This is a genomic window from Candidatus Cloacimonas sp. (assembly GCA_039680785.1).
Classification (GTDB): domain Bacteria; phylum Cloacimonadota; class Cloacimonadia; order Cloacimonadales; family Cloacimonadaceae; genus Cloacimonas.
The window spans coordinates 16,649-32,811 of record JBDKSF010000025.1 but is presented as its reverse complement, the minus strand read 5'-3'; the positions used below and the strand labels follow the sequence as shown (position 1 = coordinate 32,811).

The 16,163-nt window shown below is 39.1% G+C and carries 6 protein-coding genes; 4 read left to right on the top strand and 2 right to left on the bottom strand.

The window, feature by feature from the left end:
• The first annotated feature begins 16 nt into the window (after positions 1-16).
• Positions 17-1,270 carry a type II secretion system F family protein gene (locus ABFC98_01085; GenBank protein ID MEN6444620.1) on the top strand — a complete coding sequence of 418 codons (1,254 nt, stop codon included), beginning with the start codon at positions 17-19 and terminating at the stop codon, positions 1,268-1,270.
• A 348-nt stretch (positions 1,271-1,618) separates the two neighbouring features.
• On the opposite strand, the gene ppdK is transcribed toward ABFC98_01085, so the two are convergent.
• Both ppdK and ABFC98_01075 read right to left on the bottom strand, forming a co-directional pair.
• The gene (gene ppdK, locus ABFC98_01080; protein ID MEN6444619.1) at positions 1,619-4,342 is read right to left on the bottom strand and encodes a pyruvate, phosphate dikinase; all 2,724 of its coding nucleotides are present in this window, start codon (positions 4,340-4,342) and stop codon (positions 1,619-1,621) included.
• 440 nt (positions 4,343-4,782) lie between these two features.
• A complete protein-coding gene (locus tag ABFC98_01075) occupies positions 4,783-7,815 on the bottom strand; it encodes a FlgD immunoglobulin-like domain containing protein (GenBank protein ID MEN6444618.1) in 3,033 nt (1,010 codons plus the stop codon).
• A 1,666-nt stretch (positions 7,816-9,481) separates the two neighbouring features.
• Here ABFC98_01075 and ABFC98_01070 point away from each other — a divergent pair.
• The 3 genes from ABFC98_01070 to ABFC98_01060 are packed head-to-tail and all read left to right on the top strand — an operon-like array spanning position 9,482 to position 15,348.
• Entirely contained in the window at positions 9,482-12,244 is a 2,763-nt protein-coding gene (locus ABFC98_01070) for a helix-hairpin-helix domain-containing protein (protein ID MEN6444617.1), read from the top strand.
• Between the two features lie 12 nt (positions 12,245-12,256).
• Positions 12,257-13,684 (top strand): hypothetical protein, encoded by a 1,428-nt coding sequence (locus ABFC98_01065; protein ID MEN6444616.1) that lies wholly within the window; start codon positions 12,257-12,259, stop codon positions 13,682-13,684.
• 5 nt (positions 13,685-13,689) lie between these two features.
• The gene (locus ABFC98_01060; GenBank protein ID MEN6444615.1) at positions 13,690-15,348 is read left to right on the top strand and encodes a bifunctional UDP-sugar hydrolase/5'-nucleotidase; all 1,659 of its coding nucleotides are present in this window, start codon (positions 13,690-13,692) and stop codon (positions 15,346-15,348) included.
• The last annotated feature ends 815 nt before the right edge of the window (positions 15,349-16,163 follow it).

The following is a 16,163-nucleotide window of genomic DNA, read 5'->3' as shown; positions in this document are numbered from 1 at the left end:
AGGAAGGTAAATCGCAATGCCAAATTTCGCTTACATTATTAAGGATGCCAAAGGAGCCAGAGTTGAGGGTATGATTAAAGCCGAAACCCTTGATATGGCAGTTGACAAGCTGGCTAAAGAAGGCAGCACAATCATCAGTGTAAAAGCAGCTGCAGAAGGTGCTTTTAAGGGCAAACTATCTCTTTTTGACAAAGTTATGCTCGCTTTTTATAAATGGAGAACGGGTGTCAGCTTAAAGACCCTTGTTTTCTTTACGCGTCAGCTTTCCACTATGTTTTCTGCGGGTCTTACTATCGAAAAAGCAATTTCAGACCTGGAAAAGGAAGAAAAAAGCAAAAAATTCGCCAAGGTCTTGCGAAAACTATCGGATGATATCCGCAAAGGATATTCTCTTTCGGAAGCAATGCAACAGCATCCCGGTGTGTTTAACCCTCTTTATGTGGCTTTAGTGACTGCGGGTGAAGTTTCAGGAACATTGCACACTGTTTTAGATGAATTGGCTGATTACCTGGAAAAAATGGAAGATACTCGGCGTAAGGTATATAGTGCATTAGCATATCCCTGTTTCATAGTTGTATTTTTAGCATTTGTCGTGTGGGGTATGTTTTATTACATTATTCCAATGTTTGCGGATGTGTATGCAAATTTCCATGCCAATCTTCCTGCCCCAACTACGATAGCTATCAATATCAGTAATTTTATCACCGATAATCTCTTCGTAACGATATTGCTTATAATTCTTATTGTATTCGTCTTTTTCCTGGTTAATTTAACGGACAGAGGAAGATATGTTTTTGATAGTATTAAGCTGAAAATTCCAGTGATTGGTAAAGTTTTAACCAATTCTATTATGAGTAAGTTCTCCCGCACTTTCAGTATCTTAATGGCAGCAGGAGTTCCCATAATGGATACTATGGAATTGACGGAAAATGTTGTCCAGAATGCAGTTATAGAAGGTGCCGTCCGCAGAGCAAGAGTTTTGGTTAAAGAGGGCTACGGAGTTGCCAATGCTTTCAGAAGAACTGGGATGTTTCCTCCCACTTTGCTGCAAATGATTTCTACTGGTGAAGAAACAGGAGATATGGATAAATTGTTATCCAAAGCAGCGGAATTTTATGAGAAACTGGTAGATTCGGTTATTGACCGTTTAACCTCACTCATAGAACCATTGTTAATTATCTTTATGGCTGTGATTGTTGGTAGCATAATCGTCGTAATCTATCTTCCTATCTTTGATCTGGGAGAAGCAATGTCCCAAGGCCTAAGATAAGAAAAGCATAATACTGCAAATATTAAAGGAGGATTTAATTCCTCCTTTTTTTTATCTCTGCCAAAAAGCATTCTGCCCCCACTGTAAGAAGCCATTGAAAATAAATCTGTGAGAGAGTATTCAAGAAAGAACGATGTCCTCGTCGTTCACCTGACAACCGAGTTTTACTGTTTCCGCTTTATTTTGGGATTACCTGATAGTTTATTTGTTGTGGGTTGACCAGGAGGTCAACCCTCCTTTATTTAGGCAACTGTCTATGTAATTATTTTGCTTGTGTGCTTAAAAATATCGCACAAACAAAAAAGCCGGAAGAATGGCATCTTCCGGCTATATTAACTTATTTATCTTTTAATCGTTTAAAGCAGCTCTGGCAGCAGCCACGCGGGCAATAGGAACTCTATATGGAGAGCAGCTAACATAGTTCATACCAACTAAATGGCAAAATTCCACACTACTGGGTTCGCCACCATGCTCACCGCATATTCCCACTTTCAAATTAGGACGGGTTTTTCTACCGCGTTCAGTTCCCATTTTTACCAATTGACCAACGCCTTCTCTATCCAGAATCTGGAAGGGATCTTGTTTTAACAAATTCTTTTCCAAGTAGATGGGCAAAAACACACCGGCATCATCGCGAGAAAAACCAAAGGTCATCTGAGTTAAATCGTTGGTTCCAAAACTGAAAAACTCTGCTCTCTCCGCAATTTTATCAGCAGTTAAAGCGGCACGCGGTATTTCAATCATAGTTCCCACTAAAAATTCCACTCTATCCTGCTTTTCGGCAAATACTTTTTCCGCCGTTGCCCGGATAATATTTTCCTGCATTTCAAATTCTGCCGCGGTACTGGTTAAGGGCACCATAATTTCAGGTAAAACCGTAATTCCTCTGCCTTTTACTGCTAACGCCGCTTCAATTATAGCCCGAGTTTGCATTTCCGTAATTTCAGGATAAGTATTCCCTAAGCGGCATCCTCTGTGACCAAGCATCGGATTAACTTCATGCAAAGAAGTAACACGCGTCTTAACTTTTTCGAGAGGCATTCCCAATTCGTCCGCAATTTCTTTTTGAGCGGATTCCTCTTGAGGTACAAATTCATGCAAGGGGGGGTCTAAAAGACGGATAGTAACGGGAAATCCGTTCATTGCCGTAAAGATACCTTCAAAATCAGATCTTTGCATAGGTAACAGTTTTCCCAATGCTTTGCGGCGTCCAGCTTCGTCTTCCGCTAAAATCATTTCCCGCATTGCTTTAATTCTATCGCCCTCAAAGAACATATGTTCCGTTCTGCAAAGACCAATTCCCTGCGCACCAAAATTTCTGGCTACGGAAGCATCTTTGGGAGTATCAGCATTAGTGCGAACTTTCATTCTGGTATATTTATCGGCAAGTTGCATAATAGCGCCAAAATCACCGCTAAGTTCAGGGTCTTGTGTGTCAATTTTACCTTCCAAAACCTGGCCGGTAGAACCGTTTAAAGAAATCCAATCTCCTTCTTTATAAGCAATGCCTTTCACCGTCATCGTTCTATTTTTATAATCAATTTGCAGCGCACCCGCTCCAGCAACACAGCATTTTCCCATTCCTCTGGCTACGACTGCAGCGTGAGAAGTCATTCCACCTCGGGCAGTAAGAATACCCTGAGCCACATTCATCCCGCGTAAATCCTCAGGAGAGGTCTCCAAACGCACAAGGATAACTTTTTTGTTATTGGCAGCCCAAGATTCAGCATCATCGGCAAAAAAGACAATTTGTCCGGTAGCCGCGCCTGGAGAAGCAGGTAAACCATTGGCAATCACTTTTGCTTTTGCCAAACCTTCTTTAGTAAAAACTGGATGCAATAGTTCATCAAGTTTGGCAGGTTCTATGCGGTTAAGAGCGGTTTTTTCATCAATCATCGCTTCGCGCAGCATATCCATTGAGATTTTAACCATCGCAGCTCCGGTTCTTTTCCCGTTTCGGGTTTGCAACAACCAGAGTTTTCCTTCCTGAATAGTAAATTCCATATCCTGCATATCGCGATAGTGATTTTCCAACTTCCTCTGCACTTCAAACAGCTCCAAATAGGTCTCTGGCATTGTTTCTTCCAGAGAAGGATATTTATTTTGGCGTTCTTCTTCACTGATTCCAGCAAGTTTTGCCCAGCGTTGGGAGCCAATTTTGGTGATTTGTTGCGGAGTTCTAATTCCGGCAACCACATCTTCACCCTGAGCATTGATCAAATATTCGCCATTGAACATATTTTCACCCGTAGCGGCATCTCGCGTAAAAGCGACACCTGTGGCACTGGTAAAGCCCATATTACCAAAAACCATTGCCTGAACCGTTACGGCAGTTCCCCATTCATCGGGTATGTTATTCAGTTTACGATAGAATATGGCACGGTCATTATTCCAACTGTCAAAAACGGCAAAAATTGCACCCCAAAGCTGTTCCCAGGGATCATCGGGGAATTTTTTGCCGGTTTTTTCCTGCACTGCCTCTTTGAAAAGAACCACCAAACGCTTCAGATCTTCTGCAGTCAGTTCCAGATCGCTATTTATGCCTTTTTCTTTCTTAACTTTGTCTATGATCACTTCAAAGGGATCATGTTCTTCTTTGCTGGCAGGTTTTAGGCCTAAAACCACATCCGAATACATTTGCACAAACCGACGATAACTATCCCAGGCAAATCTTTCGTTGTTGGTTTTTTGAATTAAGCCCTGAATTGTAGTGTCATTCAACCCCAGATTTAAGATTGTATCCATCATTCCAGGCATTGAAGCCCGGGCACCGGAGCGAACTGAAACCAAAAGTGGATTTTCAGCCGAGCCGAATTGCATTTTCATAATGTTTTCTATATGCTGAACAGCCGCCTGAACATCGCTCAATAAAATTTCTCGTAATTTGGCAGAACCCAGCTGATTATATTCTGAGCAGACCTCAGTAGTGATAGTAAATCCGGGAGGAACAGGAACCCCAATCAGATTCATTTCTGCAAGGTTGGCACCTTTTCCACCTAAAAGATTTTTCATTTCTGCACTACCTTCGGCTTTTCCATTTCCGAAAAGGTAAAGTCGTTTACTCGTATTCATTTATCCTCCATAGCTTTATCTTTATATAAAATACTTTATATTTAGTCATAAACTTATCTATGCCAAATCTGTCAATGGCTTTTTTGCATACGCCGTTATAGAAAATGATTTTGCTTGGCTTCGCTCGCTCCCTTCTTGCTTGGTAACCCTATCCCGCCAAACAGCATCCCGTATCCAACCCGTATCGCGACACGGGAAGGATTCGGGATAATCACCAGCTGCACACGCAGAAAGAGTAAGCAGGAAAAGACATCCTACCCTTTATGGCATTGTATTTAGTAAAAAAGAGAAGAAGGACATTTAACCTAATTGGCAGCTAATTAACAAAATAGCCGAAAGGGGATATTTTGCATTGTATCACCTTTCGGCATTTTATTTTTTAACGCTTGCATTCTGCAGAAGAGCAAAAAACTCACCTGCAATATCGCTAAAGCGTTTAGTTATTTAACCATTACAATTTTACAAGAGGACTGATAATCGGTGGCATTCATCCGCACAAGATAAGTTCCGGCAGAAACAATGTGCCCGCTATTGTCTTTTCCATCCCAAACAATGCGATAGTTAGATGCCTTCTTATCTTCATCTACCAGGTTCTTAATCAGCTGACCTTTCAAATTGTAAATTTTAATCGTTACCCTGCCATCCTTGCTAAGATCAAAAGGAATGGTCAAAGAAGGATTGAAAGGATTGGGGAAAGGTTTATTTAAAGCCGTGATGAGCGGAATTGGGATATCGGGATTATCGCCATTGGTCACTTCCACTGCAGCAGAGGCAGAATAAGATACATAGCCATCTTGCTCCTCAATCTGTAGCCAGTAATAATAAGTGCCGTTGCAGGGAATTTCATTATCAATAAAGGAATAGGAAACAGCTGTGGAAGTATTATTTGCCTCAATTAAAGAACTTACCACTACGGCAGAAGAAACTTCAGCCACAGTATTGCGCAAAACTCTAAAGCCAGTTAAACCTGATGCCGATTGAGTTACCCAATCCAGACGCACTTTACCCTGAACCATTAAAGTGGCTGTAAAAGAGGAAAGAACAACGGGAAGGGTCTGATCGCTGCCATCATTGGTAATTATTTTTAGTGTATGTGCGGATTTGCTACCTTTGGTTAATCCGCTCATAGTAAAAGTAATGGTCTTATTTGTGGTATTAACACCTAACACGCCTATTGAATGCAATTCTCCGTCATCTAAGATATAACCAATATCTTTAGGGTCATAATACAATCCAGAATAGGAAAGAGTAAAAGTTCCGTTGCCAATAGTATGGTTAGCAAAGGCAAGTGTATAGATTAAACCTTGAGGGACAACTGTTCCATAACCCATTGAAACATTAATGATATCATTGTCAGAAGGACTAAAACTGGTAGGATGCACTTTCACAGTAGGAGTAACAGTTCCGTGCCCGGAAACATAATCCCCTACATTTATTGTGGTTTCCTCACTGCTATTGATTTCTGTGCTACCTGTGCCTGCGGAAACATTGTTAGTTGTAACTGATTTAGTAGTAGAATAATTACTATTCAAGTCCGGATCACTGGCAACTGCCTTTACCCGATAATAATAGGTTGTATTATAGTTCAGGCCATTAATAGTGCAAGAAGTAGAAGTTATACTCGTATCGTGATAACCGGGAAGGAAACTGGAAAAACCGCTGTTAGTGGAAACATCCAGTAAATAATTTGAGACACCTGAAACCGAACCCCACTTTGCTTGAATGCTGGAAGTGGTTATATTTCCATCTTGTGTTGTAGGAGTTGCTAACATCTTATAAACTGTCACTACATAAGAACAAGTGGAAGCATCACTACTGGTCGTTAAAATATAGGTTACAGGATTAGTGAAATTATTTGCAGTTGTGCCACTGGTCTGAGTTGCTGTTCCAACCTTTACAGTTGCCCCGGGAGCTGTAAAATTAGCAACTAAGTTAGTAACATTAGTGTCATTCGGGACAACTACCTTGATGGTTTTATTGATATGATCAATTGTCCCCGTTGCAGAAGGAGAACTGAAAGAAAATGCAGTAATCGCCAGTGGTGTTGCTAAAATTATATCTTCTGTGGTCTCGTCTGTCCCGTTAATATATTCTGCCATAACCTTATATGTATATTGTGTCCCATTAGAAACACTATTATCAGTATAGCTATAAGTAGTAGGACTAACACTCGTCCAATAGGAATTATTACGATAGATATAAAAATTCCGCAGACCACTTCCCGAACTCTTCAAACCATCCGGCTTTACCCAGGTTATTTTAACATAGTTATTGCCTACACTATTTAAAGCTAAATTTTTAGGAGGATTGTTGGTAAAATTAATAGTACAACTGTTAGTCGTTTGTTTATCTCCACTAACTCCAACTAATTTCGCATCATCAACAGTAATTTTAAAATTACTTACAATGGCTGCATATTCGTGATAAGTGGCTCTTCCAGAAAGATAAACATCAATATATGAAACATTTTCACAAACTAAACTTGCTATGTGAAGACCCTCTGGCAGATTTTGCACTGATATAATATCTGAGACAGAAATTCCTGTATTAAAAGAAGTATTAACAGCATCTATCCTAAGGTATGTATCAGAACTAACAGATCCATCGTTGTCTGTAGTTTCTGTTATTGTTTTATAGGATGCATTGAATTCTATTCTCGGAGTTCCAGTAACCGGACCTGTCGGATCACTTAGAACAGTAGCCCCGGTTCCTGGTTCTACTCCATTTTTAGGAGTAACCTCAAATTTTAGATATTTTCCTAAATCATCTTGAACAACTGTATAGGTTTTACTTGTTGCTCCATCTATCTCAGTATAAGTTCCTGATTGACTGTCACTTCTTAACCAATGCAAAATGGTTCCGCTTTCTTCATTAAATGTGTCATCATTATAATCATAATCGCCATAAATAGTTTGCCCCACCTTAGCATATAACGGATTAGTAATTATAACATTTGTAGCATAAGGTGCAGTATTTGTATTTATTTGAAGATAGGCACTATAACCGGTAAAATGGCCGGTAGATATTACTAAACCGGATGTTATAGTATTTCCCTCTCCATCATCACCATACACTCTAACCCTGATTTTAAAACTATTAGCTCCTGTATATGTCGGTAAAGTAATTTGCACTTCATCTGTGTAAGCATTATCTGTTATTCCAGTTCTGTTTATTTGAGTTGCAGTAACATCAGTGAAAGATAAATAACTTCCAGTTCCATCCGAACTTGAATACCAATAAATTCGTGCTTTATCATAAGGACCTGAAGTAGAGGCACAAACACCATTTACTATCCCAAATTCTGAATTAAAACCACTGAGAGTATATTCTACTTTTATATAGACAGTTTGCCCGGGAATTACAGGATTACTACTCGGTCCTTTAATTCCCACATAATTCAAAGTTATTGTTGCTCCTACTAACACTATAGCCCACAATAAAATGACTGATAAGATCAATAGTTTCTTATACATCATATCCTCCTTGGATATACTTCTTCTTATATTTCAAATTTTTTTTATTCTTAACCGAAGTTCATTTCAGAGTCCCTATAAATACTAATTCTCTTTAATCAAAAAGCAAGAACTCTGTCAAGCAAAAAACTGAAAAATGGGAGTAAAGAAATTATCATATTTTTGAAATATTAGATAGAGTGCAGAATAAAAATAGGGAGATATTTAGCGAATATTTTATTTGCCGTTTACTGACCATATTGCTATTAGTTTGATTAGGAAGCACTTACAAAACCACATCGGAAATTAACATTGACATTGGATAGCAAATTTACAGAGATTTTTTATGCTCTTAAGCTAATTTTATCTGTTGATTTTTGTCCACATTGCCAATAATTTTTTTTTACTATTGGAGTTATCCCTACATCAATATAGAAAGAAAGGTTTTCCTTCTCCATTTTTACCGATACAGACAGCTTGTTTTGACTTTCAATTTTGCGAAGGCATCAAAAAAACCACTTCCCTAAAATTATAGGTTAAAGAGTCAAACTTTTGCTGGTATTAAGATTTCAAAATTGAGAGTTAAAACAAGAATTCATTTTCAGTCAGCCAAATTATAACCTGTTCAAAAAATACGCTGTGATGGAGTAGAAGTTTTATTTTAACTCTAAACCGAGCTTCAGCTTTGTCAGTATCGAAACAAGAACAAAATTACTTGTTGCTATCTGTATCTCGTTGCAGTAAAAAAAGAATCGGTTTAGAGTCAAAACAAAATGCTTGCTTTTGACTTTCAATTTTGCGAAGGCATCAAAAAAACCACTTCCCTAAAATTACAGGTTAAAGAGTCAAACTTTTGCTGGTATTAAGATTTCAAAATTGAGAGTTAAAACAAGAATTCATTTTCAGTCAGCCAAATTACGAACTGTCCAAAAACTACTCAGAGAGGGAATAGAAGTTTTATTTTAACTCTAAACCGAGCTTCAGCTTTGTCAGTATCGAAACAAGAACAAAATTACTTGTTGCTATCTGTATCTCGTTGCAGCCGAAGGAAGAATCGGTTTAGAGTCAAAACAAACGAGGGCTTCAGCGTTGTCAGAATCAAACTACGAACAAAATTACTTGTTGCTATCTGTATCTCGTTGCAGCCGAAGGAAGAATCGGTTTAGAGTTAAAACAAGAATTCATTTTCAGTCAGCCAAATTATGAACTGTTCAAAAACTACTCAGAGAGGGAATAGAAGTTTTATTTTAACTCTAAACCGAGCTTCAGCTTTGTCAGTATCGAAACAAGAACAAAATTACTTGTTGCTATCTGTATCTCGTTGCAATAGAAGAAAGAATCGGTTTAGAGTCAAAACAAACGAGAGCTTCAGCTTTGTCAGTATCGAAACAAGAACAAAATTACTTGTTGCTATCTGAATCTCGTTGCAGTAGAAGAAAGAATCGGTTTAGAGTCAAAACAAACAAGGGCTTCAGCTTTGTCAGTATCGAAACAAGAACAAAATTACCTGTTGCTATCTGTATCTCGTTGCAGTAAAAAAAGAATTGGTTTAGAGTTAAAACAAAACTAAATCGCAATGGCTACCAAAATCAAAGAAAAAACTGGACAGATTTATCGATACTTGCAGAATGTCAATTAGTGGTTATATTATAAAGGAACAAAGTATAAAGCACTTTAAGGAAAAGCGATGAAGAAATTTGTAGTAATGCTCTTCGTTCTGTTTGGTGCAGCGTTTTTATTTGCCAAGGTAGATTTAAACACAGCTTCTTTGGCAGATTTAAATCAATTGCCCATAACGGAAAAGCAAGCACAGGATATCTATGACTACCGGCAGTTTGTGAAGGTCTTTGATAATATCTATGAGCTAAAAGAAATCCCTTCCATAGATCAAGCGACGCTCGATCGGCTAAAACCCTTAGTAGCTGTTTCCATATATGTGGAAACCGATGAAGCAGCCATTCGCAGAGATGAAATCAGAGATTTACTGGAACGTCTGGATAGTAATGAAGGCGCTTCTGAAGGAATGGCAGATGTTTGGGAAGATTATTTAATGACGCCTCAAAATGTCAACAAAATGCACTTGGATGATTTTATGAGCTTGCCCAATGTTTCTGGCATTGATGCAGTTGCCATTTTGAAAAGAGTTGCTCAAGGTGATACTATTGCCGATACAAGGGATTTACGCAATACTCAAGGTCTTTCTTATTATGGTTATACGAACTTGCGCAGTTATGTATATTACAATGAACCGCCGGTAAAAAACCGTTTGATGTGTGATGCGTCGTTATTATATTATACTCGCTATTTTGAAGAAGGGCAGTATGATATGTTGCATGAAAGTTTTTTGCGTAATGACTACAATGCTTCCAATGTGGTGGTTCCGCACTTAAAAACCAATTCTTACTGGGGTTATTTTGGTTTGGATGAACTTGATCCCGATCTTATGTTAAAGCTTAGAATGCGCTATGGAAATAACTATAAGCTGGGTTTGATGCATTATTCCGCAAAAGGCGAAGAGGACTTGCTCAACACAAAAGCAGAGGACTTTTTAGCCGATTCCAAATGGTATGTCGGCTATGAAAATAACGAAATGCCTGGTTTATATAACTCGCGTTTGAAGGTTTATGCCGGAAATTATCGTGCCACTTTTGGAGAAGGGTTAGTGATGGAAAATACGGATTATTACAGTGCCCGCAAAACCGGTTTTGGCTTCAGCAAAAGAATTTTGGGCATCACTCCAGACCTTTCCAGAACTCAAGAAAATTCCTTGAAAGGGGGAGCCGTAGAATATACTACTCCCTTGTTTGGAGTTACAGCTTTTGTATCCGTTGACGATAAAGATGCTCTCACTTACATTGATAGCGATGGCTATGCAGTTAAAAGAGATGAACTCGGTAACGATATTTATACTGATAGGGATACAACTTCCGCTTTTTATGGCAGGCAATATTATCTTAATGATAACGGACAGCATATCTATAATTATGAAGATGGAACTGCTGTTCAGGGAGATAAAACCAAGGTCTTCGCACTTATTAATCCTACTTTGCGTTATGATGATGACACAATGCTGGAAGCAGAAGAATGGTTTAATGATGAAATTTCTGCAGGCGTCCCCTATGCAATGAACTATATTAATCTTGCCACCCGCAAAGATGTTTTGCAGGAAAAATTGTGGGGAACGCATCTGCAGGTAAATCCTTTTTTAGGTACAAAGCTTGGTTTTACAACCTATACATCCATTTATGACGATGCCCATTTTGTGGTTCCCGGTTATAATTATTTGTTACCTACTGTATTGAGGGATTCGTATTACTATGCCAAGTTGGTAAAGAATATGAATGCGGAAATCAGTAATCTCTATAGCACTCAAACGGATAGCTACACTCGAGATTATAGAAGAGTGATTGGTTTCGATGGTCAAACCGTGATTGGCAACACTTCCATCCAGGGTGAATATGCAGAACTTTCCGTAGAAGGCGATGACCTCAAATTGGGAGATGACCCCAAGGCATATCTGGTGTCTGCGCATACGCTGTTTGAAAACCTCTATTTCATTACTTTGTTCCGCAATATTGATGTGGATTTTGATAATCCTTACAGCAACAGCTTTTCGGAACATCAGCGTTTTGAAGATACAATTTTGGAAAAAAATGTTTATGCTTTAACCAATCCTACAATTGCAGACCTATATCAAAACTCAAATCAGTCCCAACCTGAACGCGGTGTATATTTTGAAACCCGCTACAAATTCAATCGCTATTTCACCATTGGCAGAAGCTATTTAGACCTCTGGGAGCGATTAACCGACGGACGCAGAAGCGCCAGATTTCAAAGTGAACTGGAATTTCGCCCTATCTATCAACTGGGTTTGCGGTTGCGTTATAAAAATCAAGTTAATCGTTATGACGATGATGCTGAACGCGGTGTTTCCAAGACCAACGAATATACATTAGCAGTTCGGTCTTTCCTTTCCAATCGTGACTTCTTGGAATTTGAATATCGTTATAACACGGTTTGGAATCCACCCTATACATCTTTAACTTATCCTGCCACGGAAGGCGAAAATTCTATGGCAGCGGCTCAGACATTGATGATTGGTGACTACATAGCGGTTAATTATACTCACTATTTTAATAAAGCATTAGAAATGCAAGGTTCTTTCCTATATTGGTTTGGGCATGGAATTTCGCATTGGGATTGGGAAGATCTGGAAATTGATTTTATGGGTGAGAAAGGTTCCAAAGCATGGGTTGCCTTCACCAGTCGCATTTCCCCAAATATGTATCTGAACCTGAAGTTTAAAAATAAGACCTATCAGGATAAAGAAATAAATATCCGTAATTATAATCTTGCGGATGATCCTACTTTGCTGGATGATCCCGTTTATTTTCAAAGAGTTGAACATAGCGAAAATACTATTCGCTTAAGCATTGACTACCGTTACTAATGTGGAGGAATAATGTTATCTCATAAAACAATCATACTTTTAACTCTCTTAATATTTGCTTCAGTTCTTTCTGCCTGGAGCATCACCGATACCTATTTCGGCAATCCTTATTCCACTTTTGATGCCCGCAGTTTTGCAATGGGAGGAGCTGGTTTATTTAATAGCAAGGGTGCTTTCGGAATAGCCGACAATCCTGCCAACCTTACTTTGATGAAAAAGACCTTAGGAGTTTCTGCCAATACTTATCTGAATCGCAATGAGGATAATCGCAGTATTCCCTTGTATAATTCCTTTGATAACTATATTGACGATTCCGTCTATTCCTCCAATATCAATACTTTTGATGATTATGCACCAGCTGGTTTTTATGCGCACCGTTTTAATAAATGGGGCGTTGGTTTGGGTGCTTATTATAAACCGGTTTCCAGTTTTGATGCCAATTATTATGAAGAGGTTCGGAACAATCGCAATACCGATAATGATGTATATCCTGAAAAAATAGCCATCAACGCCATAGAAAGTGAAGGCACCCTCAATAAAACTGGCATAGTTGTTTCTGGCGCTTATGGTTTAAGCGATCTGATAGACCTGAATTTAGGTTTTGAATATGGTATTTTAGCCGGGGATGTAAAACGCGAAAAATCCATTCGCTGGACCGATTGGGCGATAACTCAGGTAGGGACATATCATCTACCGGAATTAACTGAGATTGAAGATTATGAATTAAGCGGAGACCAATTTAAAATTGGCGCTTCAGCTCTTTTAAGTAATCGTATTGGTTTGGCGGCAACTTTCACTACCGGAACCACTTTAGATAAAAAAGGGAGCTATTATTACAAAAGAGATGCCTATCGGAATACTGCCGTAGATAGTGTCAATACAGCTATCAAAGAGGATTACAAGCTTCCCACTCAAATTCGTTTCGGCTTTGTTTATACCCCTCGTAATGTTGTTCGCACCGAATTCAATATGGATATAGAATATGTTGCCTACAGCGAAATTCATAAACGCTATGATGATGTGGTCAATTTTTATGCTGGAGTAGAACATCAGGTAGTGAATTTTATGCCTTTACGGCTTGGTTTTCAGGCAGTTAATAACTGGTATGTCACAACTGAAGAAGGCACGGATGAAAATAACCTTCCTGTAACTTTATATCATGCCAACAAAATTGTTACCCCTATGATTACCGGTGGCAGCAGTATCAAACTGATGGATAATTTGAAAATTGATCTCGGTTTTGGCTATTCTTGGCGTGAATATGAAGCTGTGGATATGTTCGGTGATGCCTATTATAACGATAAAACCTATACCGGCTCTTCCACTTATGTCTTGTGGCCAAATTCGCATATTACTTTACAAAATCGCGGTTGGGAAAATCCTGATAAAGTGCGTGAGAATAATATCTCCCTTAATGCCGGCCTTAATTTTACCTGGTAATAACTATGAAACGAGCTTTAATTATACTTGTTGCCTTAACTTTATTTTGCTCTATCGCCAAAGCGGAAGACCTGCGTTTAGACCTTATATTTTCCAATGATGTGCATGGTGGCATAGACCGTTCCGAGGCAACTTTTATGAATCCAGATTTTCCACCTCTGTTGGGAGGGGGAGGTTCTTCAGCCACTCTAATTAAGCATATTCGTTCTTTGGCGGATGCAGATAGAGATAACTTACTTTTGGATGCGGGAGATATTTTTCAGGGTCGTCCCGTGGGAACTGTAACCAACGGGAAGGCAGTTGTGGAATTTATGAATGCCATCGGTTACGATGCAATGACCATTGGCAATCACGAATTTGATATTCCGGAAGCAAAACTAAAAGAGACCTTACAATTAGCTAAATTTCCGATTCTTTCCTGCAACCTGATTGATAAAAAAACCGGTCAAATTCCCAGCTATGCCAAGCCCTATATTGTGGTAGAACGCTTAGGGCTCAAAATCGGCATTTTAGGTTTCACTACTACCGATACCGAAAAAATGAGTTTTCCGGAAAACATCAAAAATGTGAAATTCCTTTCCGAAAAGGAAACCATAGATAAGTATGTGAAAATCCTCCGCAATCAGGAAAAAGTGGATATCGTCATTGTTTTGGGACATTCTGGACTTCCTTATGATATCGTTCCTACCTATCTTTCGCGTTATGATGCTATGGGTAATCCTTTATTTAGTGAAAGAACTGCCGTTTGGGGATATGATGCTCAAGAAATAGCCAGAGAAGTTGAAGGCATAGATATTTTTATCGGTGGGCATATGCATAAAGGAATTCCCACTCCCTGGATTGATCCTTACACACATACAATGGTCATCCAAGGTTATGCTTACGGTTCCAATCTGGGTTGGATAACACTTAAAATTGATCCTAAAACTAAATCTGTTAGCGGTTATGAAGTCCCTGCCCTACGCGAAGGCAGTATGGTAACTCTTTTTGAAGATGAATTTATTCCCGATGAGGAATTGGGACAAATGATAGCTGAACAAGTTGCCATTGCAGAAAAAGGAATGGATGAAGTTGTTGGCTACGCCGGGGTTTATCTTTCCAGAACTAATGTGGATGCCCAATCCTTAATTGGCAATACGATTGTAGATGCTATGCGCGCCGAAGTTAATGCCGATTTTGCCTTTTTAAATTTGGGCGGAGTGCGAGCTGATATAAAAGCGGGACCCGTTACTTATCGCGATATTTTTGAAGTTATGCCTTTCGATAATATGGTAGTTTCTTTTCGTTGTTCTGGCGAATTTTTACGCAAGATTATCGAAACCCGCGTGGAGGGCTCCCGGCATGGATTAATCGTCTCCGGCGGCAAAATTGTCTATTCCAAAAAACGGGAAAATTTTGACCGCGTAACTCATTTTGAGATTGGAGGCAAACCGCTTGATCCCAAGAAGATATATACTGTAGCAACTACAGATTTCATTATGCAAGGTAATGCCGGACTCACAATGCTGATTCAAGTTCCGCAAGAAAATATCACTAATCACCAAATCAACTTGCGGGATGCTATTGTGCATTATTTCCAAAAAAATAGCCCGATTACGACCAGAATTGATGATCGCTGGACAAGAAACGATAATGCTAAACCGTCCGCAGAAATGCTACAGTAATTTTTTCACGCAGATTTCGCGGATTAAAAAAAGAATAGGTATGGGATGAACAAGATTTCTGGGGATTCTGGGGATAATTTTACACCGAAATCACCGAAGAGACCGAGAGCACCGAAAAACATAATAACTCTCACAGATTATACTGATTGCACAGATTAAAAAATAATAGGTATGGGATGAACAAGATGAAAGGGATTTACAGGATTGAATTATACAGACAATATAAGCCCCTCAGGGCGACACAATGATAGCGATGGTGGCGTAAGCCCCTCGAAAAGAGAAAGATACGATAATACTATTCTAACTCTCGCCTTCAAAATAAGCCCCTCTGGGCGACACAATGATAGCGATGGTGGCGTAAGCCCCTCGAAAAGAGAAAGATACGATAATACTATTCTATCTCTCGTCTTCCAAAAAAGCCCCTCAGGGCGACACAATGATAGCGATGGTGGCGTAAGCCCCTCGAAAAGAAAGACATATAATGAAAATAGTTCCGTTAGGAACGATACATACTAACGACGGGTTTTAACCCGTTGAAAAGAAGAACAAATAATTTAGTCCCAGCGGGACGACAGATTTGAGCGACGGGTTTTAACCCGTTGAAATAATGGAGTGTTGACGTCCTCGTCAACCACAACAAGATATTTATACTGCTACCTATAATTAAGTGGAAACTTGATAACTCGGTTGTCAGGGGAACGACGAGGACGTCGTTCTTCCTTTATTCGTCAGCTTTAAGTCAAAATCGGCCTTTTCTATGAGATTATTAGTGACATTGTTCAAAGATGAGAAAAAAGAATGAAATTATGTGGTAG

Bases quoted from the DNA above. Each gene is read 5' to 3' on its own strand.
- ABFC98_01085 (MEN6444620.1), top strand. From the start codon at position 17: ATGCCAAATTTCGCTTACATTATTAAGGATGCCAAAGGAGCCAGAGTT.
- ABFC98_01060 (MEN6444615.1), top strand. From the start codon at position 13,690: ATGAAACGAGCTTTAATTATACTTGTTGCCTTAACTTTATTTTGCTCT.
- ABFC98_01075 (MEN6444618.1), bottom strand. From the start codon at position 7,815: ATGTATAAGAAACTATTGATCTTATCAGTCATTTTATTGTGGGCTATA.
- ppdK (MEN6444619.1), bottom strand. From the start codon at position 4,342: ATGAATACGAGTAAACGACTTTACCTTTTCGGAAATGGAAAAGCCGAA.
- ABFC98_01065 (MEN6444616.1), top strand. From the start codon at position 12,257: ATGTTATCTCATAAAACAATCATACTTTTAACTCTCTTAATATTTGCT.
- ABFC98_01070 (MEN6444617.1), top strand. From the start codon at position 9,482: ATGAAGAAATTTGTAGTAATGCTCTTCGTTCTGTTTGGTGCAGCGTTT.